Genomic DNA, 23010 nt, shown 5'->3' with positions numbered 1-23010 from the left:
GCCCGGCGCCGGCGCCCGCCGCCCGGCTGCTGGCGTCGCCGGCCGGCGCCTGCGCCACCGAGGTCGCCCTCAGCGCCGGCCTGGCCGCGCTGTTCTTCAGCGCCCTCTGAGTCCCGCGCACGCTGTCCCGGCGGAGTCGACCGTGCCATGACTTACGGTCCTGGCCGTTGTCCCGCGGACCTCCTACAAAAGTCAATTCCGACATACCTGTACATGACAGGACGATGACTGTATGTTGAGGCATCTCGTCGAACCCGGCGAACTGCCTCATCAGGGAGGAATGGGCAATGAGGAGACCCGTCATCCGATCTCTCCTGGCCGGAACCGCACTCGTGGTGTCCGGCATCGCTGCCACTCCGGCTCTGGCCGGAACGGATGCCACGACGGCCACCGCCGACGGCGTCCGGGCATCCGCGGTCGTCCATCAGGAACAGGCGACGACGCGAGCTCAGCAGCGCGCCGTGGAGGCCTATTGGACACCCGAGCGCATGCGGGCGGCCATCCCGGCCGACGCCACGCTCGACGGCGACGCCCGCACGGCCGCGACCGCTGCCGCCGCGAAGGCGAAGCCGCGGCCGGCCGCCGTCCCCGAGAACCCTCGCCCGCAGCTCGGCAAGGTCTTCTTCACCATCGGCGGCGTCGACTACGTCTGCTCCGGCACCGCCACCACCAGCGGCAACGGCGACGTCGTCACGACCGCCGGACACTGCCTGCACGAGGGCGACGGCGGCGCGTTCGCCACGCGGTTCACGTTCGTGCCGGCGTACGACAACGGTTCCGCGCCGTACGGCCAGTGGTCGGCGTCGGACCTGTTCACCTCGAGCGGCTGGGCCAACAGCGGCGACTTCAACGTCGACGTCGGCTTCGCGGTCATGAACGAGAACTCCTCCGGCCAGAGCCTCACCAGCGTGGTCGGCTCGTACCCCATCGCGTTCAACCTGGCCCGCGGCCTGAGCTACACGTCCTACGGCTACCCGGCGGCGCCGCCGTTCAACGGCCAGCGGCTGTACTCGTGCAGCGGCACCGCGCGGAACGACCCGTTCGGCGCCACGACGCAGGGCATCCCCTGCGACATGACCGGCGGCTCGTCCGGCGGCGGCTGGATCACCGGCGGCCGGCTGAACTCGGTGAACAGCTACAAGTACAACAACGACCCGAACACGATGTACGGCCCGTACTTCGGCAGCACGGCCCAGTCCATCTACAACGCTGCGGCGGCGGCCTGACCGACCGCCAGCACCCCTGACCAGCGTCGCTCCACCGGCGAACCCCCGAGCGCCGGTGGAGCGGCGCTGCCCCACGCCCCACCCACAGTGAGGTCGCCTGCGCCGAACCCTGTGCGGACACCCCCGCGGCCCGCACCGATCCCGATGCGGGGGTCAGTCGTGGGTGAGGACGGCGCGCAGCTCGGGCAGCGCGGCCAGCTCGGCCTCGATGAGCCGCTCGGCCGTCGTGACGGAGTCGACCAGCGGGTGGCCGGCCAGCGCGGCCACCGCCGCCCGCCGGGAGCCGGACCGGGCCGCCGCGATGGTGGCGCGCTCGGTCGCCTTCACCGACGCCACCAGCGCGGCCGCCGAGGGGTCGAGCGCGCCGGCGGCCAGCGGGTGGGCGCCGTTGCGGCCGACCAGGCAGGGCACCTCGACGACGGCGTCGGCGTCGACGCCGGCCAGGGCGGAGCGGTTGCGGACGTTGAGCACCAGCGTGGCGCGCTCGTCGGCGGCGATGGCCCGCATGAGCGCCAGCGCGACGCGGTCGTACCCGCCGCCGTCGAGGTCGGCGGAGTCGCGGTCGCCGACGCCGGCGGCCTCGCGACTCTCGGCCATGTAGGTGGCCTCGCGCTCGCGCCGCACCTCGTCCCACCGCTCGGCCGCGCCGGCACCGGACGACGACGCGTAGAACCCGGCCTGCTGCTGGAGCAGGAACTCGCCGCGGGTGGCCGGCGCCGACGTCGCCGACGCGATGGCGTCGCGGGTGAAATAGTAGTAATAGAGGTACTCGTTCGGGATGGCGCTCAGCGTGCGCAGCCACGGCGCCCCGAACAGCTTGCCCTCCTCGAACGAGCCGAGCGCGTCGTCCGACGCCAGCAGGTCCGGCAGCACGTCGCGCCCGCCGACCAGCACCCGCCGCAGCCAGCCGAGGTGGTTGAGCCCGGCGTAGTCGAACCACGCGTCGCCCATCGGGATGCCCAGCGCGCGGGCGACCCGGCGGAACAGCCCGACCGGGGAGTCGCAGATGCCGATGACGCGGTCGCCGAGCACCGAGCTCATCGCCTCGGTGACCATGCCGGCCGGGTTGGTGAAGTTGATGACCCACGCGTCCGGCGCCTCGGCGGCGATGGTCGACGCGATGCGCAGCGCCACCGGCACCGTCCGCAAGCCGTACAGCACGCCCCCGGCACCGGTGGTCTCCTGGCCCAGGACGCCCTGGCCGAGCGCCGTCCGCTCGTCGCAGGACCGGCCCGCCAGCCCGCCGACCCGAATGGCGGAGAAGACGAAGTCGGTGCCGCGCACCGCCGCCGCGAGGTCGCTCTCGACCACCAGCTTCGGCCCGCGGCCTCCGGAGCGTTCCTCGAGCACCGCCCGCACGGCGCGCACGCGTTCGGCGTCGGTGTCGTGCAGGACGACGGTGTCGACGCCGGACTCCTCACTGGCCAGGGCGCGGTGCACCAGCGGGACGCGGAATCCGCCGCCCCCGAGGATCGTCAACCTCATACGAGAACCACCTTCACACCGTTCTCCCGGAGCGCGCCGAGGGCCTCGGTGCCCTCGGCCGCATCGGTCACGACGACGTCCAGGGCGTCGGGTCCGCACACGGTGGCGAACCCCGTCCCGGGAAACTTCTCCGCGTCGGCGAGCAGGATGACCTGGTCGGCCGCCGCGATCATGGCCCGGCGCACCGGCACCTCGACCACCGTGGTGTCGACGACGGCGCCGTCGGCGCGCACCCCGCTGGTCCCCATGAACAACTTGCCGGCGCGCAGCTGGCGGACGGCGTCCTCGGTGAGGAAGCCGACCAGCGACTTGTAGTTGCGCCGCACCACCCCGCCGAGCAGGATCAGCTCGATGTCGGGGTCGGGCAGCAGCTCCTCGTACACCGCCATGTTGGCGGTCATGACGGTGACCTTGCGGCCCCGCAGGTGCACGGCCAGGCGGTGCACCGTGGTGCCGATGTCGAGCAGCAGCACGTCGCCGTCCTCGACCATCTGCGCGGCGCGCCGCGCGATGGCGTCCTTGGCCTGGTGCGCCTCGGTGGCGACGGCCGCGAACGACGGCTCCAGCGACGGGCTGGCGGCCGCGCCGCCGCGCACGCGGGTGAGCAGTCCCTGCTCCTCCAGCCAGGCGAGGTCGCGCCGGATGGTGGCCTGACTGACACCGAGGCGGCTGCCCAGCGTGGTCACCGACACCGGACCCTCGGCACGGAGGGTCTGCATGATGAGCTCATACCGGCGCTGCGCAAGCACGGCTGCACCATATCAGTCATCTTCGCTCAATCGAACAGTAGTCACGCCGAAACGTGAGCAGAACTGAGCGAAATGCCCGATGAGCGGCCAGTGAAGCCACGGAGATGGATCACAAGCGCTCATATCTTGTCATTTGCGCGCAGCGCCACTAGGGTTCCACCCAACCCTTGGGAGGAATGGCCGTGTCCAACATCGCTCGCGACCCGTACCGCGCACCGTCGCGGCACGACCCGCTGGCCGGGCTGCGATCCGACGGCGGTCCCGAGCTCGACGTCTTCCTCACCGGCACCGTCTTCTTCGACATCATCTTCATCGGCATGGAGGGCCCGCCGAAGCAGGGCACCGAGGTGTGGGCCGACGGCATGGGCTCCAGTCCAGGCGGCGTGGCCAACCTCGCCGTCGCCGCCGCGCGGCTGGGGCTGCGCACCGGCCTCGCCGCGACGTTCGGCGAGGACCTCTACGGCGACTACTGCCGGCAGACGCTGGGCGTCCAGGAGGGCGTCGACCTCACCTACTCGCGCTACGTCACCGGCTGGCACTCGCCGGTCACGGTGTCGATGGTCTACCAGCGCGACCGCGCCATGGTCACCCACGGGCACCGCCCCGAGGCGCTGGACCGCCTGGTCACCCACCCGCCGCAGGCCCGGTCGTGCTTCGTCGACCTGGGCGCCGAGCGGCAGCCGTGGGTCGACTCCGTCACGGCGGCCGGCGGCCGGGTCTTCGCCGACCTCGGCTGGGACCCCGAGGACCGCTGGGACCTCGGCCGGCTGCGCGAGAGCCTGTCGGGCTGCTACGCGTTCTCCCCCAACGCCGTCGAGGCGATGAGCTACACCCGCACCGACAGTCCCGAGGCGGCGGTGGAGAAGCTGGCCGAGCTGGTGCCGCTGGCGGTCGTCACCAACGGCGCCGACGGCGCGCTCGCGTTCGACAAGGAGGCCGGCCGCCCGGTGAAGGCCGCCGCCGTCCCCGTCGAGGCGCTCGACCCCACGGGGGCCGGGGACGTGTTCGTGGCCGGCCTCATGGTCGGTACGCTGGCCGGCTGGCCGCTGCTGCACAGCCTGCGGCTGGCCAACCTGGGTGCCGCGCTCTCGGTGCGGCACTTCGGCGGGGCCCTGGCCTCGCCCGGCTGGGGCGACATCGCGCTGTGGTACCGCGAGACGGGGTCCAAGGATCCCGCCCTCGCGGACGACTACGAGTTCCTGAACACGATCGTCCCGGCCGACGCCGTCCCGGAGGTGTCGCGAGCCATCGCGACGCTCGGCTTCCGGGCCGGCCGCTGAGGACACCTGGGCACACGACATCTGGGAAAGGGCCGACTCATGACTCTGCCGATCAGGAGGACCCGCACCGCACTGGGCGCGGTCGCCGCCATCGCTCTGCTGTTCGCGGGGTGCGCACCGGGCGACGACGGTGACGACACCGAGGCGGGCGACGCGCCCACCGCGGGCGACGTCGCCACCGACCCGTCCGAGCTGGGCGACATCACGCTGACGGTGTGGGACCAGGAGGTCCGCGAAGGGCAGACCGAGCAGATCGAAGCGCTCAACGCCGCGTTCGAGGAGGCCTACCCCAACATCACCATCGAGCGGGTGGCGCGCTCCACCGACGACCTGCGCACCACGCTGCGGCTGGCGCTGTCCGGCGACGACGCGCCCGACGTCGTCCAGTCCAACAACGGCCGCCCCGAGATGGGCCAGTACGTCGCGTCCGGCCTGCTCACGCCTCTTGACGGCTACGCCGAGGCGTACGGTTGGTTCGACCGCTTCCCCGAGTCGGTGCGCGCGCTGGCGTCCTACAGCGAGGATGGCGCCAACTACGGCGAGGGCAACCTCTACGGCCTGCCGCAGATGGGCGAGATCGTCGGCCTCTACTACAACAAGACCAAGCTCGCCGCCCTCGGCCTCGAGCCGCCGCAGACGACCGAGGACTTCGAGGCGGCGCTGCAGGCGGCCCAGGCGGCCGGCGAGGTGCCCATCCAGTTCGGCAACTCCGAGCCCTGGGCCGGCATCCACGAGTTCGGGTTCATCCAAAACCAGTTCTCCGACGCCGAGACCATCCGCAACCTCGGGTTCGGCCGGCCGGGCTCGTCGTGGACGTCCGACGACAACGTCGCCGCGGCGCAGGCCACCCGCGACTGGGTCGACGCCGGCTACTTCGTCGACGGCTTCAACGGCGTCTCCTACGACAGCGCCTGGCAGGCGTTCGCCCAGGGCACCGGCGTGTTCTTCGTCGGCGGCACCTGGCTGGTGGCCGACCTCACCTCGGCCATGGGCGACGAGGTCGGCTTCGTGCTGCCGCCGGCCGGCGCCAGCGGCCAGCACCTCGTCACCGGCGGCATCAGCATCCCGTGGGCCATCCCGGCCAACAGTGACGCCAAGGAGGCCGCGGCCGCCTACATCGACTTCATCACCAGCTCCGACGCCATGACGGCGGTCACCGAGGCCGGCAACCTCCCGGTCATCGAAGCCGACCAGCAGACCACCACCGGGCTGCAGTCCGAGGTGTTCGCGGCGTGGGCGCAGGCCGGCCAGGAGGACCTCGTCGTGCCGTACCTCGACTACGCGACCGAGACGTTCTACGACACCATCACCGTCGCCGTGCAGAACCTGATGGCCGGCCAGAGCGACCCGCAGCAGTTCCTCGAGACGCTCGAGGCCGAGTACACCGCGGCCACCGGCAGCTGATGGCGCTCGCCGCCCCAGGTAGGCGGCCCGGCGAACCGCGTCGGGTCGCTTACCTCTACATCCTGCCGGCGCTGCTGGTCTTCGGCCTGTTCGTCCTCGTCCCGCTGGCCCGGACGGCACAGTTCTCGCTCTACGAGTGGAACGGGCTGGGCGCCAGCACCTGGGCCGGGCTGTCGAACTACCGCGACCTGTTCACCGAGCCGCAGCTGCGCGGAGCGTTCGTCCACGCGTTGGTGCTGGTCGTGTTCTACGCGGTCGTGCCAGTGCTGCTGGGGCTGCTGCTGGCCGCGGCGATGAGCCGTGCGGTGCTGCGCGGCATGGGGTTCTTCCGAGTCGTGCTGTTCCTGCCCCAGGTCATCCCTATGGTCGTCGTGGCCATCGCGTGGCGGCAGATCTACGAGCCGAACGGGCCGCTCAACGACCTGCTCCGGTTCGTCGGGCTGGACTCCCTGGCGCGGCCGTGGCTGGGCGACTACACCTGGGCGCTGCCGTCGGTGGGCATCGTCGGCACCTGGGTCGGCACCGGCCTGTGCCTGGTGCTGTTCCTGGCCGGCATGTCGCGCATCCCGCGCGAGCTGTACGAGGCGGCCCGCCTCGACGGCGCCGGTCCGCTGCGGGAGTTCCGGGCCATCACGCTGCCGTCGCTGCGCGGCGAGCTGGCGGTCGCGCTGACGCTCACCGTCATCGCCGCGCTCAAGACCTTCGACCTCGTCTACGTCATGACCAGCGGCGGGCCGGGCACCGAGACCACCGTCCCGTCGTACCAGGTCTACAACAACGCGTTCCTGCTGGGCCGGGTCGGCATCGCGACGGCGCTGGCCGTCGTGCTGACGCTGGTGGTGTTCGTGGCGACGGTGCTCATCAACCGGGTCGGCGAACGGGGGCAGCGATGATCTCGCGCGGTGAACGGCTGGCCAACTACGCCGTGCTGGCACTGTTCGCGGTCATCGCCGTGTACCCGGTGCTGCTGATCCTGCAGACGGCGCTCTCGAACGACCAGATCGGCGGCGGCGGGTCGTTCCACGTCGAGAACTTCGCCGACGCCTGGGACCAGGGCCACTTCGGCTCCTACCTGCGCACCAGCGTCGTCGTCGCGATCCTGGTGGTCGGGCTGTCGACGCTGTTCTCGGTGCTGGCCGGCTACGCGTTCGGCACCATGCGCTTCCGCGGCTCCGAGGTGCTGTTCTACGTCATCCTGCTCGGCATCATGGTGCCGGCCGAGGCGCTGGTCATCGCCCTGTACTTCGACCTGCGCGAGCTGGGGCTGACGAACACGCTGGTGGCGATCGTCATGCCGCAGGTGGCGCAGTCGACGGCCTTCGGCACGTTCTGGATGCGCGCCTACTTCCGCGGCAGCTCCCGCGAGGTCGTCGAGGCCGCCCGCATCGACGGCGCCGGGCACTGGACCACGCTGTGGCGGATCCTGGTGCCGATGGGCCGGCCTGCGCTCACCACCATGATCGTGCTGGTCTTCATGTGGACGTGGAACGAGTTCCTCATCCCGTTGATCATGGCCACCGACGAGAGCCTGCGCACCGCACCGCTGGGCCTGGCCTTCTTCCAGGGCCAGTACACGTCCGGAACGGCGCTGCTGGCCGCCGGCGCGACGCTGGTCGCGCTGCCGGTGATCGTGCTCTACCTGTTCCTGCAGCGCCACTTCATCCGGGGGATGGTCGAGGGCGCCGTCAAGTAACGGCGCCCGAAGGTTGGCACCACTGAGAGGAGTCACCATGCGAGCAGCCAGACCCGCTGCTGTAGCCGCCGCCGCAGTCGCTCTCCTCGCCGCTACGCTCCCGACGACGGCGACAGCCGCCGGCGGACCGGCGCAGCAGCGAGGGAACGGCCCGGACGGCGCCGTCGACCTCGACGTGCTCTACATCGGAGCACATCCGGACGACGAAGCAGGTTCACTGGCCGCGTTCGGCCAGTGGAACGAGTACGACGACATCCAGGCCGGCGTCATCACCGTCACCCGCGGCGAGGGCGGCGGCAACGCCGTCGGCCTCGAGGAGGGCCCGGAGCTGGGCATGCTGCGCGAGGCCGAGGAGCGTCGCGCCGTCGGCAACGCCGGTGTCGAGAACGTCTACAACCTCGACGAGGTCGACTTCTTCTACAACGCCAGCGCGCCGCTGACCGACGAGGTCTGGGGCGACGACGCGCTGGAGCGGGTGGTGCGCGTGGTCCGCAGCACGCGGCCCGAGGTCATCGTCACGATGAATCCGTCACCGACGCCCGGCAACCACGGACACCACCAGCAGGCCGCACGGCTGGCCGTCGAGGCCTACGAGGCGGCCGCCGACCCCGAGGCGTTCCCGGAGCAGCTGTCCGAGGAGGGCCTGTCCACCTGGCGGGTCTCCCGCATCCTCCGGGGCGGCGCCACCGGCACCGGCGTCACGGGCTCGGCCTGCGAGACCACGCCGTACACCCCCGCCGACGCCACCGACCGCGTGTTCGGCGTCTGGCAGGGGCGGGTGTCGGAAGAGACCGGCGAGCTGTGGGCGCTGCGGGAGCGCAAGTCGCAGTGGGAGTACGTGAGCCAGGGCTGGGCGGTGTTCCCGCCGCCGCCGGCCGACCCTGAGCAGAACGGCTGCGACTGGTTCACGCTCATCGCCAGCCGGACGCCCTATCCGGCCACCACGGCCGGCCCGACCGCCGCGCTGCAGGGCGCGCTGCTGCCCGCCGACGGCGGCCTGCCGCTCGGCACCGAGCTGACCATCGACCCCGAGCCGTTCCTCGTGCTGCCCGGTCAGGAGTTCACCACGACCGTGCAGGTGAAGGCGCCGGCTCGCCAGCCGCTGGTGGCGCCGTCGCTGACGGTGTCCGGGCCGGACGGCTGGACGGCGGACGTGCCCGCCGGTGCGCTGCCGCGCACGCTGCGCCCCGGCCAGGAGGTGAGCGTCGACGTCACCGTGACGCCGCCGGCCGACGCCGCCGCCGGTCAGCGGGTCGCGCTGAAGGCCACGCTCGCCACCCGGACCGGCAGCGGCTCGAACGAGGCCGCCGTCGAGGTCACCACCGACGTCCGCGGCGAGCTGGCGCAGCGGCCGGAGGCCGAGGTGTTCGCCGGCTGGACCGCCGAGGTCGACCTGCCGAAGCTGGAGAGCCTGATCGCGCCGATCGCCTCGGTCGGCGTCGGCCGCACCCAGCCGGTGACGGTCGAGGTCACCAACGACGGCGCCGCCGCGGCGTCCGGGTCGGTGACGCTCGACCTCGCGGACGGGTTCACGGCGTCGCCGGCGTCGGCACCGTTCGACGGCCTCGCGCCCGGTGCCACGACCACCGTCACGTTCGACGTCACCAACACCGACACCGAGCTGCCGACGTCCAACCGCGCGCCGAACGGCGGGTACCCGTTCCAGATCGTCACCGACTACGGCGCGGGCACCGACACCCAGAACGCGGTGCTCGAGCTGGTCCCGTCGACGCAGATCCCGCAGGTCTCCGCGCCGGTGGTCGACGGCGTCGCGGGCGAGGGCGAGTACCCGGGCGAGGTCATCGACTCCTCGACCATGTGGGAGGGCCAGGCGGTGCCGCCGGCGGACGCGTCGTCGACGACCCGGCTGAGCTACACCGACGACGCGCTCTACGTGCTGGTCGAGGTCACCGACGACGTCCTGGGCACCGTGCTGCCGCTGGAGGACTGCAAGCGGCACTGGCGCACCGACTCCGTCGAGATCACCGTCGACCCGCGCGGCACGTCGTCGAACACGTCGACGACGTTCAAGACCGGCATCTTCCCGACCACGGTGGAGGGCGGCCCGTGCTTCCAGCGCGACGCCGACAACCGCCAGGGCCCGGGCGCCGAGACCGCTCCCGGCATGGAGGTCGCCGCGGTCATGGGCGCCGCCCGGGCCCAGAGCGGTCACGGCGGCAGCTGCGGGTCGTGCGGCTGCGCCGCCTGCGCCGGTGGCGCCACGGCGGCCGACGGCTACACCGGCTACACGATCGAGGCGAAGATCCCGTTCGACGTGCTGCCGGACAACGTCGACCCCGAGCGCATGGGCGTGAACGTCCTGGTCTACGACTCCGACACGCAGGACAAGACCGGGCAGACGCGGATCGGCTGGTCCACCTTCAACGGCGTGCAGGCCGACCCGTTCCGGTGGGCGCTCGCGACGCTGCCGGGGCTGGCCGACGCCGGGTCCGACCCGGTCGCCCCGACCATGCCCGACACCGCCGCACTGAGCGTCGACTCGCCGCAGAGCATCGCCCAGTCCGCCGTCGACGGCGTCGGTCTCGGCGGTGGACCGGAGCTGCCGGCCCGCACGGCGGCGATCACGTCGGCGACCACGTCGGGTTCCGGTGACGTCGAGGTGCGGCTGCGCACCCGGGAGCCCGGCCGGGCGAACGTCTTCCTCTGGGACGGCGAGAGCGTGGCGGGCTCGGTGTCGGTGGAGGTCGGCTCCGGCCGGACCACCGTCGACGTGCCGGTGACCGGTGAGTCCGGTGACCTCACGGCACTGGTCGCCTTCATCACCGACGACGGCACCCTGGCCCTGGCCGAACCGGTCGACTGACGGGCTCGTCGCTTCCGCTTCCCCGGGCATGCGTTCCGGGGAAGCGGAAGCACGTTGGTGGGGCTCCCCGTCCCCCTGCTGCCCCAATCTCTTGCCGCGAACGGGCGCGTCAAGCGGACCTATTGGCGCTTCGCGCGACGATGACCGCTTGACTCACCCGTCCGCGGCCAAGAACGGGCAGTTATCAGGGGGACGGGGAGGATGTGGGCACGCCTCGGCGTTGCCGTGCCCGTTTCGCGTGCTTTGTCGGGCTGTGGGCGGCGATGATCATCGGCGATCGCCTACATCACGAGGATTTCGTGAGCTTCACCATGACTGTAGGGGTGTTGACGCTGAGGTAATCCTCGTGATGGCCCCCGAATCACGGTGAAATCTCACCAGGTGGACGCCCCACGACAGCAAACTCACACCGTAACGGGCCCAGAGGCCTGGCACCGTCGCCACATTGCCCCCGTCCCCCTGATAGCTGCCCGTTCTTTGCCGCGGGCGCNCCCCCGTCCCCCTGATAGCTGCCCGTTCTTTGCCGCGGGCGCGCGGGTCAAGCGGTCATCGCCGGCGCGAAGCGCCCAATAGTCCGCTTGAGGCGCGCGCCCGCGGCCAAGACAATCGGGCAGCAGGGGGACGGGACCAACGCCCGCGCTCGCCGCCGTCGCGGCCGGGCTGTTCGGCGGCTCGGACGAGCGCACTACCGAGCGGCGCACCAACCGGTTCCTCGCCGCCTTCGAACGCGAGGACGCCGGTGCCGTGCGGGCGCTGCTGGACCCCGGTGTGACGTTCGTCAACCGCATGCCGCTCAGCGGCGACCGCGACGACGCCGTCGTGCTGGCCGGTCGCGAGGCCGTCATGGGCTACTTCCAGCAGGTCGCGCAGATGGGCACCATCGACTTCGTCGGGCCGGACGTCACGGTGGCGGCCGGTGGCGGGACGTCGTTCGCCGAGGCCGACGGCGACTTCGTGTCCGCCGACGGCCGGCCGTACGAGAACGTGTACGCGTTCCGGTTCGACTGGCGCGACGGCCGCATCGTGGCCGGCACGGAGTACGCGAGCCCGTTGACGTTCGGCCAGACCTTCCCGATCGAGGCGTGCGCATGACCACCCGCCGGTGGATCCTCGCCTCCGGCGCGCAGCCGCCACGAATCCTCATGCTCACGGCGGCGGCGGGCATCCGCGACCGCGTGGCCGGGCTGGGCCTCGGCGCCGACGACTATCTGACCAAGCCGTTCGCCTTCGCCGAGCTGTCCGCCCGGGTGCACGCGCTGCTGCGCCGGGCCCGGCCGGCGGCACCGCCGGTGCTGGAGCGCTCCGGCATCAGGGTCGACCCGGCCCGGCGCGAGGTCTCCCGCGACGGCCGGCCGGTCGCGCTGGCCAACAAGGAGCTGGCGGTGCTCACCGAGCTGCTGCGGGCCGACGGCGCCGTCGTCAGCGCCGAGCAGCTGCTGGAGAAGGCGTGGGACGAGAACATCGACCCGTTCACCAACGTCGTGCGGGTGACGATGATGAAGCTGCGGCGCAAGCTCGGCGACCCGCCGGTGGTCGAGACGGTCGCCGGCGCGGGATACCGGCTGCCGTGACGCGCTGGACCCTGCGACTGCGGCTGACGACGCTGTACGGCGGGCTGTTCGTGCTGGCCGGGGCGCTCGTGCTGGGGGTGACGTACCTCCTGGTGCGGCAGAGCCTGGCGTCGATCACCGACCCGGACCGCGAGGACTCCGACCTCGCCGCCCTGCGGGCGTCCGCCGCCGTGAGCGGCACCGTCGACGAGGTGGTCGCGCAGGTGCAGGCGCAGCAGGACGCCCTGCAGGACGCCGCGCTGGACTCCCTGCTCACGCGCGGCGCGCTGGCGCTGCTGGCCGTCGGCGTCGTGGCCGCCGCTGCCGGCTGGCTGGTGGCCGGGCGGGCGCTGCGCCCGCTGGTCACGATCACCCGCACCGCACGCCGCATCGCCCGCGGCGGCGGCGCCCGCGGCCTGCACGAGCGCATCGCGCTGACCGGCCCCGACGACGAGGTGAAACGGCTGGCCGACACGTTCGACGACATGCTGGAGCAGCTCGACCGCTCGTTCGACGGGCAGCGCCGGTTCGTGGCGAACGCCTCGCACGAGCTGCGCACCCCGCTCGCCCTCAACCGCGCGCTGGTCGAGCTGGCCGTGACGCAGCCCGGCGCGGCCGACGAGACCCGCCGGCTGGGCGAGGCGCTGCTCGCGGTCAACCAGCGGCACGAGCGGCTCATCGACGGCCTGCTCACGCTGGCCGACAGCGAGCACGCGGTGACCGACCGGTCCCCCGTCGACCTCGCCGAGGTCGCCGCGCACGTGTGCCGGCTGGCCGGGCCGGACGCCGCACTGGCCGGAGTGCGCCTGCGGGCCGGCCCGCTGGACCCGGCGCCGGCCTGCGGCGACCCCGTCCTGCTCGAGCGGCTGGCGCACAACCTGGTGGAGAACGCGGTGCGGCACAACGTCGCCGGCGGCTGGCTGGCGGTGACGACGGGGACCGCGCCCGGCGGGGTCCGGCTCACGGTCGAGAACACCGGCGCCGAGGTGCCGGACTACGAGGTCGAGGCGCTGTTCCAGCCGTTCCGCCGGCTCGGCGACCGGCGCGCCGGCCCCGACCGCGGCTTCGGCCTGGGCCTGTCGATCGTCCGGGCCGTGGCACGAGCCCACGGCGGCGACGCGACCGCGGCCGCCCGGCCCGGCGGCGGGCTCACCGTCACCGTGACGCTGCCGGCCCGGTGACCGCCGCGCGCCGATACTCTCGGCGGGTCATGGTGCTGGCGTACGAGACCCGGGGTGTGGGGCGGCCGCTCGTCGTGCTGCCGTGGTTCGGGCTGGACCGCGGCTCGGCGGTCGCGGCGTTCGAGCCGGTGTTCGAGGGCCGGCCCGGGTGGCGGCGGGTCTACGTCGACCTGCCCGGCACCGGTGGGTCGCCGGGCGGCGAGCCGACGTCCGACGCGATCCGCGCTGCGGTGGCCGACCTGCTGACGTCGTTCGACCGGCCGGTCGCCCTGGCCGGGTGTTCGTACGGCGGCTACCTCGCGGCCGGCGTCGCCCGGCGGGTGCCGGGCCGGGTCGCCGGGCTGCTGCTGGTCTGCTCCGGGGTGACGATCGCGGCCGCCGAGCGGACCCTCCCGCCGGCGCCGTCCACCCCTCCACCGGCCGGCTGGCTCGACGGCATCGCGCCGGAGCTCGCGCCGCACCTCGCGACGGCCCTGGGGAACCGGACGGCGGAGGTCGCACGCCGGGTGTCGGCGGTCGTCACCGCCACGATGACCGGCGACGACGAGTTCCTCGACCGGCTCCGTCCGGCCGGCTACCGGCTGTCCGACGAGGACGACGCCGTGCGGTACGCGGGACCGGCGGCGCTGCTCACCGGGCGGCAGGACCTCATCGCCGGGTACGCCGACCAGTTCGGCGCGCTCGAACACTACCCGGACGGCGCCTACGCCGTCGAGCCGGAGGCCGGGCACTATCTGCCGTTCGAGCAGCCCGCGGTGTTCGCGGACCTCGTCGGGCACTGGCTGGCGCGGCTGCCGTGATCAGCGCCGGCCGGCGAGGCGGTCGAGCCACTGCTCCAGCAGCGCCCGCTCGGCGGCGGTGAGCGGGCCGGAACCGTCGCCGTCGGCTCGTAGGGCCTCGCGCAGCGCGACCGACCGCGCCGTCACCGGGTCGGCGACCACCGCCGGCGGGGCCGCCGTCTCCGCGACCACGGTGCGCAGCACGCTGTCCCTGGCCAGCTCGGACAGCGAGAGGTCGCGCTCGGCCTCCGGGGTGGCGATCAGCGTCAGCACGACCCCGACGCCCGTGGCGTGGACGAGCCGGGCGGCGCGGTCGACGCTCATGGTGAGCCTGCCCTCGGCCGCCACCCGGCTGAGCAGCCGGCGCAGGACGGCGGCGGCCTCGCGACCGGCCGGCGACTCGTCGGCGGGCCGGCCGTTGCCGTACATGAGCACGTAGAACGCGGGGCGGGCCAACCCGAACTCGACGTGCCGATCCCAGCCGGCGCTCAGGTCGGCCACCGGGTCGTCGGTCTCGGCGAGGGCGCGCTTCCCGCGCAGGTACTCCTCGAACCCGTACGCCGCGACCGCGTCGAGCAGCCCGTTCATGTCGCCGAACAGCCGATACAGGGTGGGTGCCTGGACGCCGGCCGCGGCGCCGACCGCCCGCGTCGACACCGCCTCGCGGCCCTCGCGCTCCAGCAGCTCGGCGGCCGCGCGCAGGATGCGGTCGCGGGTGCTCGTTCCGTCGGCGGGCGTCATGGAATCAATGATAACTCCCGCGCGTTAGCATCGCTAAGACGCGGTGCTAACGTTGAAGTGTTAGCACTGGAAACATCGCTCACCAAGGAGCCTCCATGCGCACCACCACCCTCGGCACCACCGGTCCCGCCGTCTCCCGGCTCGGCCTGGGCCTCATGGGCATGTCCGACCTCTACGGGCCGGCCGACCGCGACGAGTCCGTCGCGACCATCCACGCCGCCGTCGACGCCGGCGTCACGCTGCTCGACACCGGCGACTTCTACGGCATGGGCGACAACGAGCTGCTGCTGCGCGACGCGCTCCGGGATCGCAACCGCGACGACGTCGTCATCAGCGTGAAGTTCGGCGGCCTGCGCGGACCCGACGGCACGTGGCTCGGGTTCGACGCCCGGCCGGCCGCGGTCAAGAACTTCGCCGCCTACAGCCTGCGCCGGCTCGGCACCGACCACATCGACATCTACCGGCCGTCGCGACTGGACCCGGACGTGCCGATCGAGGAGACCGTCGGCGCGATCGCCGAGCTCGTGCAGGCCGGCTACGTCCGGCACATCGGGTTGTCCGAGGTCGGCGCCGACACGCTGCGCCGGGCTGCCGCCGTCCACCCGATCGCCGACCTGCAGATCGAGTACTCGCTGCTCTCCCGCGGCATCGAGGAGCGGATCCTGCCCGTCGCCCGCGAACTGGGCATCGGCGTGACGGCGTACGGCGTGCTGTCGCGCGGGCTGCTCAGCGGCCACTGGCGCCCCGACCGCGAGCTGGCGGCCGGCGACTTCCGCGCCACCAGCCCGCGGTTCCAGGACGGCAACCTCCAGCGCAACCTCGCGCTGGTCGACGCGCTGCGCGGCGTCGCGGAGCGTCAGGGCGCGACGGTGGCGCAGGTGGCGATCGCCTGGGTCGCCGCCCAGGGCGCCGACATCGTCCCGCTGGTCGGCGCGCGCACCCGCGACCGGCTGGCGGAATCGCTCGGCGCGACCGACCTCGCTCTCGACGACGCCGACCTCGCCCGCATCGAGCAGGCGGTGCCGGCCGGCGCGGCCGCGGGCAACCGGTACGCCGACTACGCCTACGCCCACCTCGACAGCGAGCGCTGACCACACGGGGCGGGGCGGGCGGGATCCTTCACCCGGCCGCCCCGTGCCGTTCATCGGCACGCCGTCGGCTCCATGCCGTGGTCTGGCTTCGTGTCGGGTGACGTCCCCGGCCGACCGGCAGGAGCCCGATGTCCCTCACGTCAACCGCCGTCAGCCCTCGCGCCACACTGGTGGCCGGTGCGGCCGCGTCGGCGACGGTCGTGGTCGCCGCCACCAGGGCCGGACCCGTCCCGGGTGTCGTCCTGCCCGGCGGGCCGCTGGGACTGTGGCGGGCCGCCGACGCCGGCCGGCCGGCGTGGAGCGTGCTGGCGCTGGCCGGGATCGCCGTGCTGTCGCTCGCCTTCGTCCTGCTCTACCTGCTGGCCCGCGACCGCGTCGTCGACGTCCGGTACGTCGCGAGGGCGGCGGCCGTGTGGACGGCGCCGGTCCTGCCGGCCCAGCCGCTGCTCAGCCTGGACGCGTACTCGTACGTCGCGCAGGGCCGGCTGCTGGTCATGGGCATCGACCCGTACGTGACCGGCCCGATCGTGTTCGGCCCCGGTCCGCTGCTGGACCCGGTCGCGCCGATCTGGCGGATGACGCCTGCACCGTACGGGCCGCTGTCGCTGAGCCTGCTCGGCTGGGCCGCCGGCCTCACCGGCGCCGATCACGTGACGTTCGTACTGCTGCTGCGCGCACTGGCGCTCGCCGCCGTGGTGGTCGCGACGGTGGCCGCGGCGCGGCTGGCCCGGCCGGACGCGCGGGCCGTCGCCGTCGCGCTGGTCGCGGCGAACCCGATCGTCGTGCTGCACTTGGTCGGCGGCGTGCACCTGGACGTAGTGATCGCCGCCCTCGCGCCCGTGGTGCTGCTGGCCGCCCGCCGGCGGCTGTGGTGGCTGGCCGCGCTGGCCGCGGCGGCCGCGTTCGCAATCAAGCTGCCCGGACTGATCCTGGTCGGCTACGTGCTCTGGGCCCGGTTCCGGCGGCCGGAGCGGCGCTGGGCCGGGACGGCGGCGGCCCTGGCCATGACGGCGGCGGTCACGCTCGCCGCGGCGGCGGCCGTGCCGGACGGGTGGGGCTGGATCGCCACGCTCGACACCCCGGGACGGGTCGAGCTGCTCTACACCGTGCCGGCGGCGCTCGCCGGGCTCGCGTACGGGGTGCTCGGCCCGACGGTGGGCGGGGTGAGCTTCGGCGAGCTGCTGGACTGGTCGCGGCTGCTGTGCGCCGCCGCGGGCGCGGCGCTGATCGGCGTGCTGATCGTGCGCGGCGGCGACCCGTCGACGCCGGTGCGCCGGGCCGGGGTGCTGGTCGGCGGTGCCCTCGTGGTGCTCGCCCTGGCCGCACCGGTGATCCACGCCTGGTACCTGTCGTGGGCGGTCGCGCTGCTGGCGGCCTGCGCCGGCAGCGTCGGGCACCGCCGGCTGATCGCCCTGAGCGTCGCGCTGTGCTTCTCCGCGCTGCCCGACCCGCTCACCCGCTGGCACCACGGGCTGCTGCCGCTGACGCTGCTGCTCCTCGCGGTGACGCTGGCCGTGACGTTCTGGTGGCTGGCCGGCGCGCGCACCCCGGGCGACCGGCCGGGCAGCACCAGACATCAAGACATCACGAGCGCTATGCTGTGATGCATGAGGACGACGCTGACTCTCGACCCAGACGTCGCGAAGATGATCGAGACGATCCGGCGCGAGCGAGGTGCGACGCTTCGGGACGTCGTCAACGACGCCCTGCGCAGAGGGCTCACCCAGACGAAGCCCGCCCGGCGAAATGCCTTCGCCACGCGCACGGTCAGTCTCGGCCGGCCCAGCCTGCCCAACGTCGACGACGTCGCCGATGTTCTCGACGAGGTCGAGGACGGCGCCCAGCGGTGATCCTCGTCGACGCGAACATCTTGCTCTACGCGCATGTCGTCGACTATCCGCAGCACGAGCGTGCGCGCCAGTGGCTCGACACGGCACTGAACGGCGTCAACCGGGTCGGCCTGCCGTGGGAGAGCCTGCTGGCGTTCGTCCGCCTCGTGACCAACCCCAAGCTCTTCCCCCGGCCTGAGTCGCCGGCCGACGCCTGGCACCAGGTCAGCGAATGGCTCGATGCCGACCCCTCCTGGACGCCCATCCCCACGGACCGTCATCGCGAGGTGCTCGAGTCTCTCGTGCCGTCGGTGACCAGATCCACGCTGGTTCCCGACGCACACCTCGCCGCGCTCGCCATCGAGCACGGTCTGACACTCGTCTCGACCGACGGCGACTTCGCCAGGTTCCCCGGGTTGCGCTGGGAGAACCCGCTCGGCGGATGAGCAGAGCAGCCGCCGGTCGAGACGAGCGCCGACCTAGCGGCGCGGCTTGACGCCGTTGACCGTGGAGGTGTCGTAGGCGAAGGTCAGGATGGCCGAGCCGATCACGTCGGCGTTGATGTCCAGCGCCTTCGTGTTGACGTTGCCGACGAGGTCGTACTCCGCGGCCAGCGCGTCGTAGACGGCCTCGTCCTGGCCGTCGCCTCTGAGGTTGTCGCAGAAGGCGTGGTAGCACGGGTCGTACGCGACGCCGGCGAGGCCGCCGTACATCGCGGCCTGTTCCTCGGTCTTCACGCCCTCGGCGCCGGTGAACAGGCCACCGGACGGGATGCCCTCGGCGATGAACGCGCCGTAGTCCGACCGCCCGGAGAACTCACTGTCGTTGAACGGCTGGTTGCGGCGCGTGTAGATCTGCTCGAACACGTCCTCGATCTGTGCCGAGCCCTCCGGGATGAAGCCCTCCGGCGCGGTGCCGCCGGAGTTGTCGCCGTCGTAGATGCCGAACATGTAGTTGGGCGAGCCGACCATGTCGAAGTTCAGGTAGAGCGCGATCCGGTCCAGTTCTTCCTGCGGCAGCTCCGCCACGTAGTGGTTCGAGCCGAGCAGGCCGGACTCCTCGGCACCCCACCAGGCGAACCGAACCTGGTTCTTGAGGTTCTGCCGATTGATCTGGATCGCCGTCTCCAGCAGCGCCGCGCTGCCGGTGCCGTTGTCGTTGATGCCCGCGCCGTCGTGGACGCTGTCGAGGTGGGCGCCGGCCATGACGACGTTGTCCGGGTTGCCCTTCCGGGTCTCGGCGAAGACGTTGTACGTCGTGCGGACCTCGGTGTCGAAGTCGACCTTCACGCGGACGGTGGCGCCCGGCGTGCTCGCCAGGTTCGCGCCCGCGTCGAACGTCGCGAAGACCGCGGGGATGCTCAGGCCGGTGGCGTCGCCGATCATGCCGACGAGGCCGGTGCGGCCGGGCTGGCCCTCGTTCATGACGACGACGCCGGCCGCGCCGGCGGCCTGGGCGTTGAGCACCTTGACGCTGAATCCGCAGGTGCCGCGCTGGACCAGAGCGATGCTGCCCGCCGCCATGCCGGCGAAGTCCGCCGGCTCGCAGCCGCTGTTGGACGTGTTGTCCGGCAGTCCCGGCGCGTCGAGGCGGAGGTCGGCCGGGAACAGCGCGCCGGTCGCCTCGCCTTCGGGCACGCCGGTGTCGAAGTCGGCGCGGATGAACTCCGCGCCCTCCTCGTAGACGCGCGGCTGCGGGGTCACCCGCTCGAGCTCGGACCGCTCGTCGAACCAGTCGAACTCGAAGGCCTGGACCTCCGGCGTGTAGCCGGCGTCCTCGAGCTGCTCGACGACGTAGTCGACGGACGCGTCGTATCCGTCCTCCCCGGATGCGCGGTTGCCGCCGTTCTCGTCGCTGATCTCCTGCAACGCCTCGAGGTGGCCCATGACCGCCTCGAGAGTGATGAGCTTGTTCATCTGCCGGATCGTGACGTTGTCGCTCGTCGCCTCGGCGGGGACGGTGAGCAAGCACGTCGCGGCGAGCACGCCGGCGCCGGCGAGCGCGGCCGTGCGCCTGGTCGGTCGTCTCGTCATCGGGCAACCTCCTGCACAGGTTTCCTGGATGCCGGCCTGCGGACCGGAAAATGATGACCGAGACACTAGACGGCGCGGCGTCCTTGCAGAAGACCTTGGCGATGTCGGATTGCGGCGGTTGACCTCGGGCGACGCGGCAGCCCGCGTAGGCTGGTGCCCGTTCGACCGTGGACGACGGCGTCGCGGAGGAGCGGCCCGACGGCGGGTGCCGAGGCCGCCGGCGAGGAACGGAGCGAACCAGAGACCTCATGACCAGCGTCGTCACCGGGTTCGCCGTCATCGTCTCGATCATCGCCGTCGGTTACGTCCTGGGCCGCACCGAACTGCTCGGCCCGGCCGGCCCCATGGTCCTCACGCGGCTGGCGTTCTGGGTGGCCAGTCCGGCCTTGATGTTCCACACCGTCGCCGAGGCCGATCTCGCCGTCATCGTGGCGGAGCCGCTGATCGCGACCGGTGGCAGCGTCGTCGTGGTGATGGCGGTGTTCGCCGCGGTGGGCTGGTGGCGGCGGTGGGGCGTCTCGTACACCTCGCTGGGCGCGTTGTGCTCGGGCCTGGTGAACGCCGGCAACCTGGGCATCCCGATCGCGGCCTACGTCCTGGGCGACGCGACCCTGGTGGCGCCGATCCTGCTGATGCAGACGATCGTGATCGTGCCGGTAGCGCTGACGGTGCTCGACCTCGCCGGCCGCGGCGCGTCGATGCCGATGTGGCAGCGGTTCCTCACGCCGCTGCAGAGCCCCATCACGGTCGCCTCGCTGGCCGGCGTCGTCGTGGCCGCCACCGGGGTGACCGTGCCGAAGCCGTTGATGGAGCCGTTCGTGCTGGTGGGGGCGATCTCGATTCCGTCGGTCCTGATGGTCTTCGGCATCTCGCTGCGTGGCAGCAGCCGGCCGGGCCGGGGCCCGGACCGGGGGCCGCTGGCGCTGGCGGTCGGCCTGAAGACCGTGGTGCATCCGGCGGTGGCGTATCTGCTCGGCCGGGCGCTGGGTCTGTCGTCGCCCGAGCTGCTCGCCGTCGTCGTCCTGTCCGCGCTGCCGACGGCGCAGAACGCGTTGACGTTCGCGCTGCGGTACGGCCATGCACAGGTACTGGTGCGAGAGGCGGTGCTGGTGACGACCGTACTGTCGTTGCCGGTGCTGATTCTGGTGGCGGCGCTGCTCAGGTCGGGCTAGTAGCCGGTGTCGAGGGTGAGCTGGACGGCGGCGCCGGCCGGCTGGAGGCCGGTGACGGTGACGCCGACCCGCTCGATGCGCCGTGCGGTGGCGGCGTCGACCAGCGGGCCGACGGCGGCGGCCAGGACGGCGGGGTCGTCGGTGGGCTCGCCGAGGCGGGTCCGGCCGTGGTGCTCGAGGTTGCCGGCGTAGAGGACGCTGAGGCTGACGACGCTGCCGGTGAGCCCGGCGCCGCGCAGCCGGCCGGCCAGCTCGGCGACCAGCCCGTCGACGTCGACGGGGGTGCCGCGGGGCACCGCTCGCTGCACACTGAACGACCGGCGCGGGCGCTCGGGCCGCACGGTGGCATCGTCCGTGCCGGCCGCGATGGCGGCGAGCCTGCGAGCCATCTGGGTGCCGGCGATGTCGCGGAGATGTTCGGGGTGCACGACGCCGATGTCGGCGACCGTGCGGATGCTGTGCTGGCGAAGCCGCTCGCGGGTCACCTCGCCGACGCCCCACAGCTCGTCGACCAGCAGTGCCGGGCGCAGGTAGCGTTCCTCGGCGGGGTGGATGACGCGCAGGCCGTGCGGCTTCACCGACCGCGACGCGAGCTTGGCCATCAACTTCGTCCGCCCGGCGCCGACCGTGACGGGCAGACCGACCTCCTGCCGGACGGCGCGCTGCACCGCCGCCGCCAGCTGGTCGATCGTCGCCCACGGGGTGGTGCGGGTGTCGAGGAACGCCTCCTCCATGGAACCGGGCTCGATCCGTGCGGCGAACCGCCGGAACACGGCGAACAGCGCCGCACTGGCGGCGTCGTACGCGGCGGGGCGCAACGGGACGACGCGCAGCCGCGGGCACGCGGCCACCGCCTGGCCGATGGTCATGCCGGCCCGCACGCCCCATTCGCGCGCCTCATAGCTGGCGCAGGCGATGACGACGTCGCCCGCGGCCACGGGGATGCCGCGGAGGGCGGGCTGGTCGCGCTGCTCGACCGACGCGAAGAACGCATCGGCGTCGACATGCAGCAGCGGTCCGCCCGGCAGTGCCCGGGCGAACTGGTCGTCCTCGCTCAGCCACGCGACGAGGGTGTCCGGTTGGTCGTCGATGTCTCCAGCCTAAGCGGAGGGTCCGACGAACTGGAGTGCGCAGCTGAGCTTCGACCTCCTCGTCCATGGCCTCGCGACGGCGACGCCGCCCCTGCCGTTGCGAACCTCCGGCACCTGCCGCCGGAGCTCAGCGACGACGCCAAGGTCATCCAGACCAGGGCGGGCATCGAGGTGGCCATCCGGGCCGCCGGCTGTCCGGCGTCCTCAGGTACCCACCGCCGCCAGACACCGGAGCCGGAACGTGGCGAAGGGCTGCCCCCGGCGGGGTAGCCCTTCATCCTGTCCAACTCTCCGCGCGCGGGCCGGGTTCCCGCCGGCCGCGGCGGCGGGTGGTCGACCGCCGCTCGTGATCGTGGGCCGACGTCGCCCGCCGGCGCACAGTGGTGTGGCTGGTGGACGCGCTGGCGGTCTGCGGTCGGATCAGACAGCAGTCCTCCAGCGGCGCGCGTACCGAACCCTGACCGGCCGACGCAGCTGCGGCCCGGCCCCTTCAGCGGGCGGACGCCGCGCTGAAGAGCCGGGAACGCACGAAGGCCCACCTGGAGTCCAGGCGGGCCTTCGTCACATGAGTGTCCGGCGGTGTCCTACTCTCCCACCCCCGCTAGAGGGCAGTACCATCGGCGCTGGTGGGCTTAGCTTCCGGGTTCGGAATGGGACCGGGCGTTTCCCCGCCGCTATGACCGCCGGCACGACTGTATGGAGTTATCACTCCGGGACACGCACCCGTGTTCGGGTGGTGTCTGTTCGTTGGTCTCAGAACCGTATAGTGGACGCGTTTGTCTTCGCAGCCCCCACCCGTGGGGTGGGGAAGATTGTGTGTGTGGTCAAGTCCTCGGCCTATTAGTACCGGTCAGCTTCACCCATTGCTGGGCTTCCACGTCC

The 23010-nt window shown here is 72.7% G+C and carries 19 protein-coding genes, 1 rRNA gene and 1 pseudogene; 15 read left to right on the top strand and 6 right to left on the bottom strand.

What is annotated here, in order from left to right:
• Positions 1-287: 287 nt before the first annotated feature.
• Positions 288-1226, top strand: a complete 939-nt coding sequence (locus tag DY240_RS03150; protein WP_119658516.1) for a trypsin-like serine peptidase — start codon at positions 288-290, stop codon at positions 1224-1226.
• Between the two features lie 153 nt (positions 1227-1379).
• Here DY240_RS03150 and DY240_RS03145 read toward each other — a convergent pair whose 3' ends face one another.
• Together DY240_RS03145 and DY240_RS03140 are read right to left on the bottom strand one after the other, a co-directional pair.
• A complete protein-coding gene (locus tag DY240_RS03145; RefSeq protein ID WP_119658515.1) occupies positions 1380-2711 on the bottom strand; it encodes a 6-phospho-beta-glucosidase in 1332 nt (443 codons plus the stop codon).
• Positions 2708-3460 (bottom strand): DeoR/GlpR family DNA-binding transcription regulator, encoded by a 753-nt coding sequence (locus DY240_RS03140; RefSeq protein ID WP_119658514.1) that lies wholly within the window; start codon positions 3458-3460, stop codon positions 2708-2710. The genes DY240_RS03145 and DY240_RS03140 overlap by 4 nt, the downstream gene beginning before the upstream one ends.
• A 176-nt stretch (positions 3461-3636) precedes the next feature.
• Here DY240_RS03140 and DY240_RS03135 point away from each other — a divergent pair, with 176 nt between their 5' ends.
• From DY240_RS03135 to DY240_RS03095, 9 genes and pseudogenes are all read left to right on the top strand, one after another.
• Positions 3637-4740, top strand: a complete 1104-nt coding sequence (locus tag DY240_RS03135; protein ID WP_119658513.1) for a PfkB family carbohydrate kinase — start codon at positions 3637-3639, stop codon at positions 4738-4740.
• 39 nt (positions 4741-4779) lie between these two features.
• Positions 4780-6144: an extracellular solute-binding protein gene (locus tag DY240_RS03130; RefSeq protein ID WP_119658512.1), complete on the top strand. Its 1365-nt coding sequence runs from the start codon at positions 4780-4782 to the stop codon at positions 6142-6144.
• The gene (locus tag DY240_RS03125; protein ID WP_119658511.1) at positions 6144-7037 is read left to right on the top strand and encodes a carbohydrate ABC transporter permease; all 894 of its coding nucleotides are present in this window, start codon (positions 6144-6146) and stop codon (positions 7035-7037) included. The genes DY240_RS03130 and DY240_RS03125 overlap by 1 nt, the downstream gene beginning before the upstream one ends.
• Positions 7034-7837 (top strand): carbohydrate ABC transporter permease, encoded by an 804-nt coding sequence (locus tag DY240_RS03120; RefSeq protein WP_119658510.1) that lies wholly within the window; start codon positions 7034-7036, stop codon positions 7835-7837. Before DY240_RS03125 ends, DY240_RS03120 begins: the two co-directional genes overlap by 4 nt.
• Positions 7838-7874: 37 nt before the next feature.
• Positions 7875-10661 (top strand): sugar-binding protein, encoded by a 2787-nt coding sequence (locus tag DY240_RS03115; RefSeq protein WP_119658509.1) that lies wholly within the window; start codon positions 7875-7877, stop codon positions 10659-10661.
• Positions 10662-11321: 660 nt separating this feature from the next.
• A complete protein-coding gene (locus DY240_RS03110) occupies positions 11322-11753 on the top strand; it encodes a nuclear transport factor 2 family protein (RefSeq protein ID WP_119658508.1) in 432 nt (143 codons plus the stop codon).
• A gap of 35 nt (positions 11754-11788) precedes the next feature.
• Positions 11789-12232 (top strand): annotated as a pseudogene (locus DY240_RS03105) (winged helix-turn-helix domain-containing protein); the annotation flags it as partial.
• Positions 12229-13392 carry a sensor histidine kinase gene (locus tag DY240_RS03100; protein WP_119658507.1) on the top strand — a complete coding sequence of 388 codons (1164 nt, stop codon included), beginning with the start codon at positions 12229-12231 and terminating at the stop codon, positions 13390-13392. The pseudogene DY240_RS03105 and the gene DY240_RS03100, both read left to right, overlap by 4 nt.
• A gap of 29 nt (positions 13393-13421) precedes the next feature.
• On the top strand, positions 13422-14192 hold the full coding sequence (locus tag DY240_RS03095) for an alpha/beta fold hydrolase (RefSeq protein ID WP_119658506.1): 771 nt from the start codon (positions 13422-13424) through the stop codon (positions 14190-14192).
• On the opposite strand, the gene DY240_RS03090 is transcribed toward DY240_RS03095, so the two are convergent.
• Positions 14193-14912: a TetR/AcrR family transcriptional regulator gene (locus DY240_RS03090; protein WP_119658505.1), complete on the bottom strand. Its 720-nt coding sequence runs from the start codon at positions 14910-14912 to the stop codon at positions 14193-14195. It abuts the gene before it with no gap.
• 95 nt (positions 14913-15007) lie between these two features.
• Between DY240_RS03090 and DY240_RS03085 the strand changes: the two genes are divergently transcribed.
• From DY240_RS03085 to DY240_RS03070, 4 genes are all read left to right on the top strand, one after another.
• On the top strand, positions 15008-16003 hold the full coding sequence (locus tag DY240_RS03085) for an aldo/keto reductase (protein WP_119658504.1): 996 nt from the start codon (positions 15008-15010) through the stop codon (positions 16001-16003).
• A 128-nt stretch (positions 16004-16131) separates the two neighbouring features.
• The gene (gene mptB, locus DY240_RS03080) at positions 16132-17607 is read left to right on the top strand and encodes a polyprenol phosphomannose-dependent alpha 1,6 mannosyltransferase MptB (RefSeq protein WP_147375182.1); all 1476 of its coding nucleotides are present in this window, start codon (positions 16132-16134) and stop codon (positions 17605-17607) included.
• A gap of 3 nt (positions 17608-17610) precedes the next feature.
• The gene (locus DY240_RS03075; protein WP_119658502.1) at positions 17611-17853 is read left to right on the top strand and encodes a DUF2191 domain-containing protein; all 243 of its coding nucleotides are present in this window, start codon (positions 17611-17613) and stop codon (positions 17851-17853) included.
• Positions 17850-18278 (top strand): type II toxin-antitoxin system VapC family toxin, encoded by a 429-nt coding sequence (locus DY240_RS03070; protein ID WP_119658501.1) that lies wholly within the window; start codon positions 17850-17852, stop codon positions 18276-18278. The genes DY240_RS03075 and DY240_RS03070 overlap by 4 nt, the downstream gene beginning before the upstream one ends.
• Positions 18279-18311: 33 nt before the next feature.
• On the opposite strand, the gene DY240_RS03065 is transcribed toward DY240_RS03070, so the two are convergent.
• The gene (locus DY240_RS03065) at positions 18312-19865 is read right to left on the bottom strand and encodes a M28 family metallopeptidase (RefSeq protein WP_119658500.1); all 1554 of its coding nucleotides are present in this window, start codon (positions 19863-19865) and stop codon (positions 18312-18314) included.
• Between the two features lie 248 nt (positions 19866-20113).
• Here DY240_RS03065 and DY240_RS03060 point away from each other — a divergent pair, with 248 nt between their 5' ends.
• Positions 20114-21037, top strand: a complete 924-nt coding sequence (locus DY240_RS03060; protein WP_119658499.1) for an AEC family transporter — start codon at positions 20114-20116, stop codon at positions 21035-21037.
• Here DY240_RS03060 and DY240_RS03055 read toward each other — a convergent pair.
• Positions 21034-22047, bottom strand: a complete 1014-nt coding sequence (locus DY240_RS03055) for a Y-family DNA polymerase (RefSeq protein ID WP_267901634.1) — start codon at positions 22045-22047, stop codon at positions 21034-21036. The two genes, DY240_RS03060 and DY240_RS03055, sit on opposite strands and share 4 nt — an antisense overlap.
• A 652-nt stretch (positions 22048-22699) precedes the next feature.
• Positions 22700-22816 (bottom strand): 5S ribosomal RNA (rrf, locus tag DY240_RS03050).
• Positions 22817-23010: the final 194 nt, after the last annotated feature.

This window comes from Jiangella rhizosphaerae, from assembly GCF_003579925.1.
In the GTDB taxonomy this organism is placed as follows: Bacteria; Actinomycetota; Actinomycetes; order Jiangellales; family Jiangellaceae; genus Jiangella; species Jiangella rhizosphaerae.
This window is presented reverse-complemented; position numbering and strand designations above follow the sequence as displayed.

What these genes read in the sequence shown, in the direction of transcription:
- DY240_RS03065 (WP_119658500.1), bottom strand. Translation starts at nt 19,865, where the DNA reads ATGACGAGACGACCGACCAGGCGCACGGCCGCGCTCGCCGGCGCCGGC.
- DY240_RS03060 (WP_119658499.1), top strand. Translation starts at nt 20,114, where the DNA reads ATGACCAGCGTCGTCACCGGGTTCGCCGTCATCGTCTCGATCATCGCC.
- DY240_RS03135 (WP_119658513.1), top strand. Translation starts at nt 3,637, where the DNA reads ATGGCCGTGTCCAACATCGCTCGCGACCCGTACCGCGCACCGTCGCGG.
- DY240_RS03095 (WP_119658506.1), top strand. Translation starts at nt 13,422, where the DNA reads ATGGTGCTGGCGTACGAGACCCGGGGTGTGGGGCGGCCGCTCGTCGTG.
- DY240_RS03120 (WP_119658510.1), top strand. Translation starts at nt 7,034, where the DNA reads ATGATCTCGCGCGGTGAACGGCTGGCCAACTACGCCGTGCTGGCACTG.
- DY240_RS03115 (WP_119658509.1), top strand. Translation starts at nt 7,875, where the DNA reads ATGCGAGCAGCCAGACCCGCTGCTGTAGCCGCCGCCGCAGTCGCTCTC.
- DY240_RS03090 (WP_119658505.1), bottom strand. Translation starts at nt 14,912, where the DNA reads ATGACGCCCGCCGACGGAACGAGCACCCGCGACCGCATCCTGCGCGCG.
- DY240_RS03075 (WP_119658502.1), top strand. Translation starts at nt 17,611, where the DNA reads ATGAGGACGACGCTGACTCTCGACCCAGACGTCGCGAAGATGATCGAG.
- mptB (WP_147375182.1), top strand. Translation starts at nt 16,132, where the DNA reads ATGTCCCTCACGTCAACCGCCGTCAGCCCTCGCGCCACACTGGTGGCC.
- DY240_RS03150 (WP_119658516.1), top strand. Translation starts at nt 288, where the DNA reads ATGAGGAGACCCGTCATCCGATCTCTCCTGGCCGGAACCGCACTCGTG.
- DY240_RS03085 (WP_119658504.1), top strand. Translation starts at nt 15,008, where the DNA reads ATGCGCACCACCACCCTCGGCACCACCGGTCCCGCCGTCTCCCGGCTC.
- DY240_RS03130 (WP_119658512.1), top strand. Translation starts at nt 4,780, where the DNA reads ATGACTCTGCCGATCAGGAGGACCCGCACCGCACTGGGCGCGGTCGCC.
- DY240_RS03145 (WP_119658515.1), bottom strand. Translation starts at nt 2,711, where the DNA reads ATGAGGTTGACGATCCTCGGGGGCGGCGGATTCCGCGTCCCGCTGGTG.
- DY240_RS03125 (WP_119658511.1), top strand. Translation starts at nt 6,144, where the DNA reads ATGGCGCTCGCCGCCCCAGGTAGGCGGCCCGGCGAACCGCGTCGGGTC.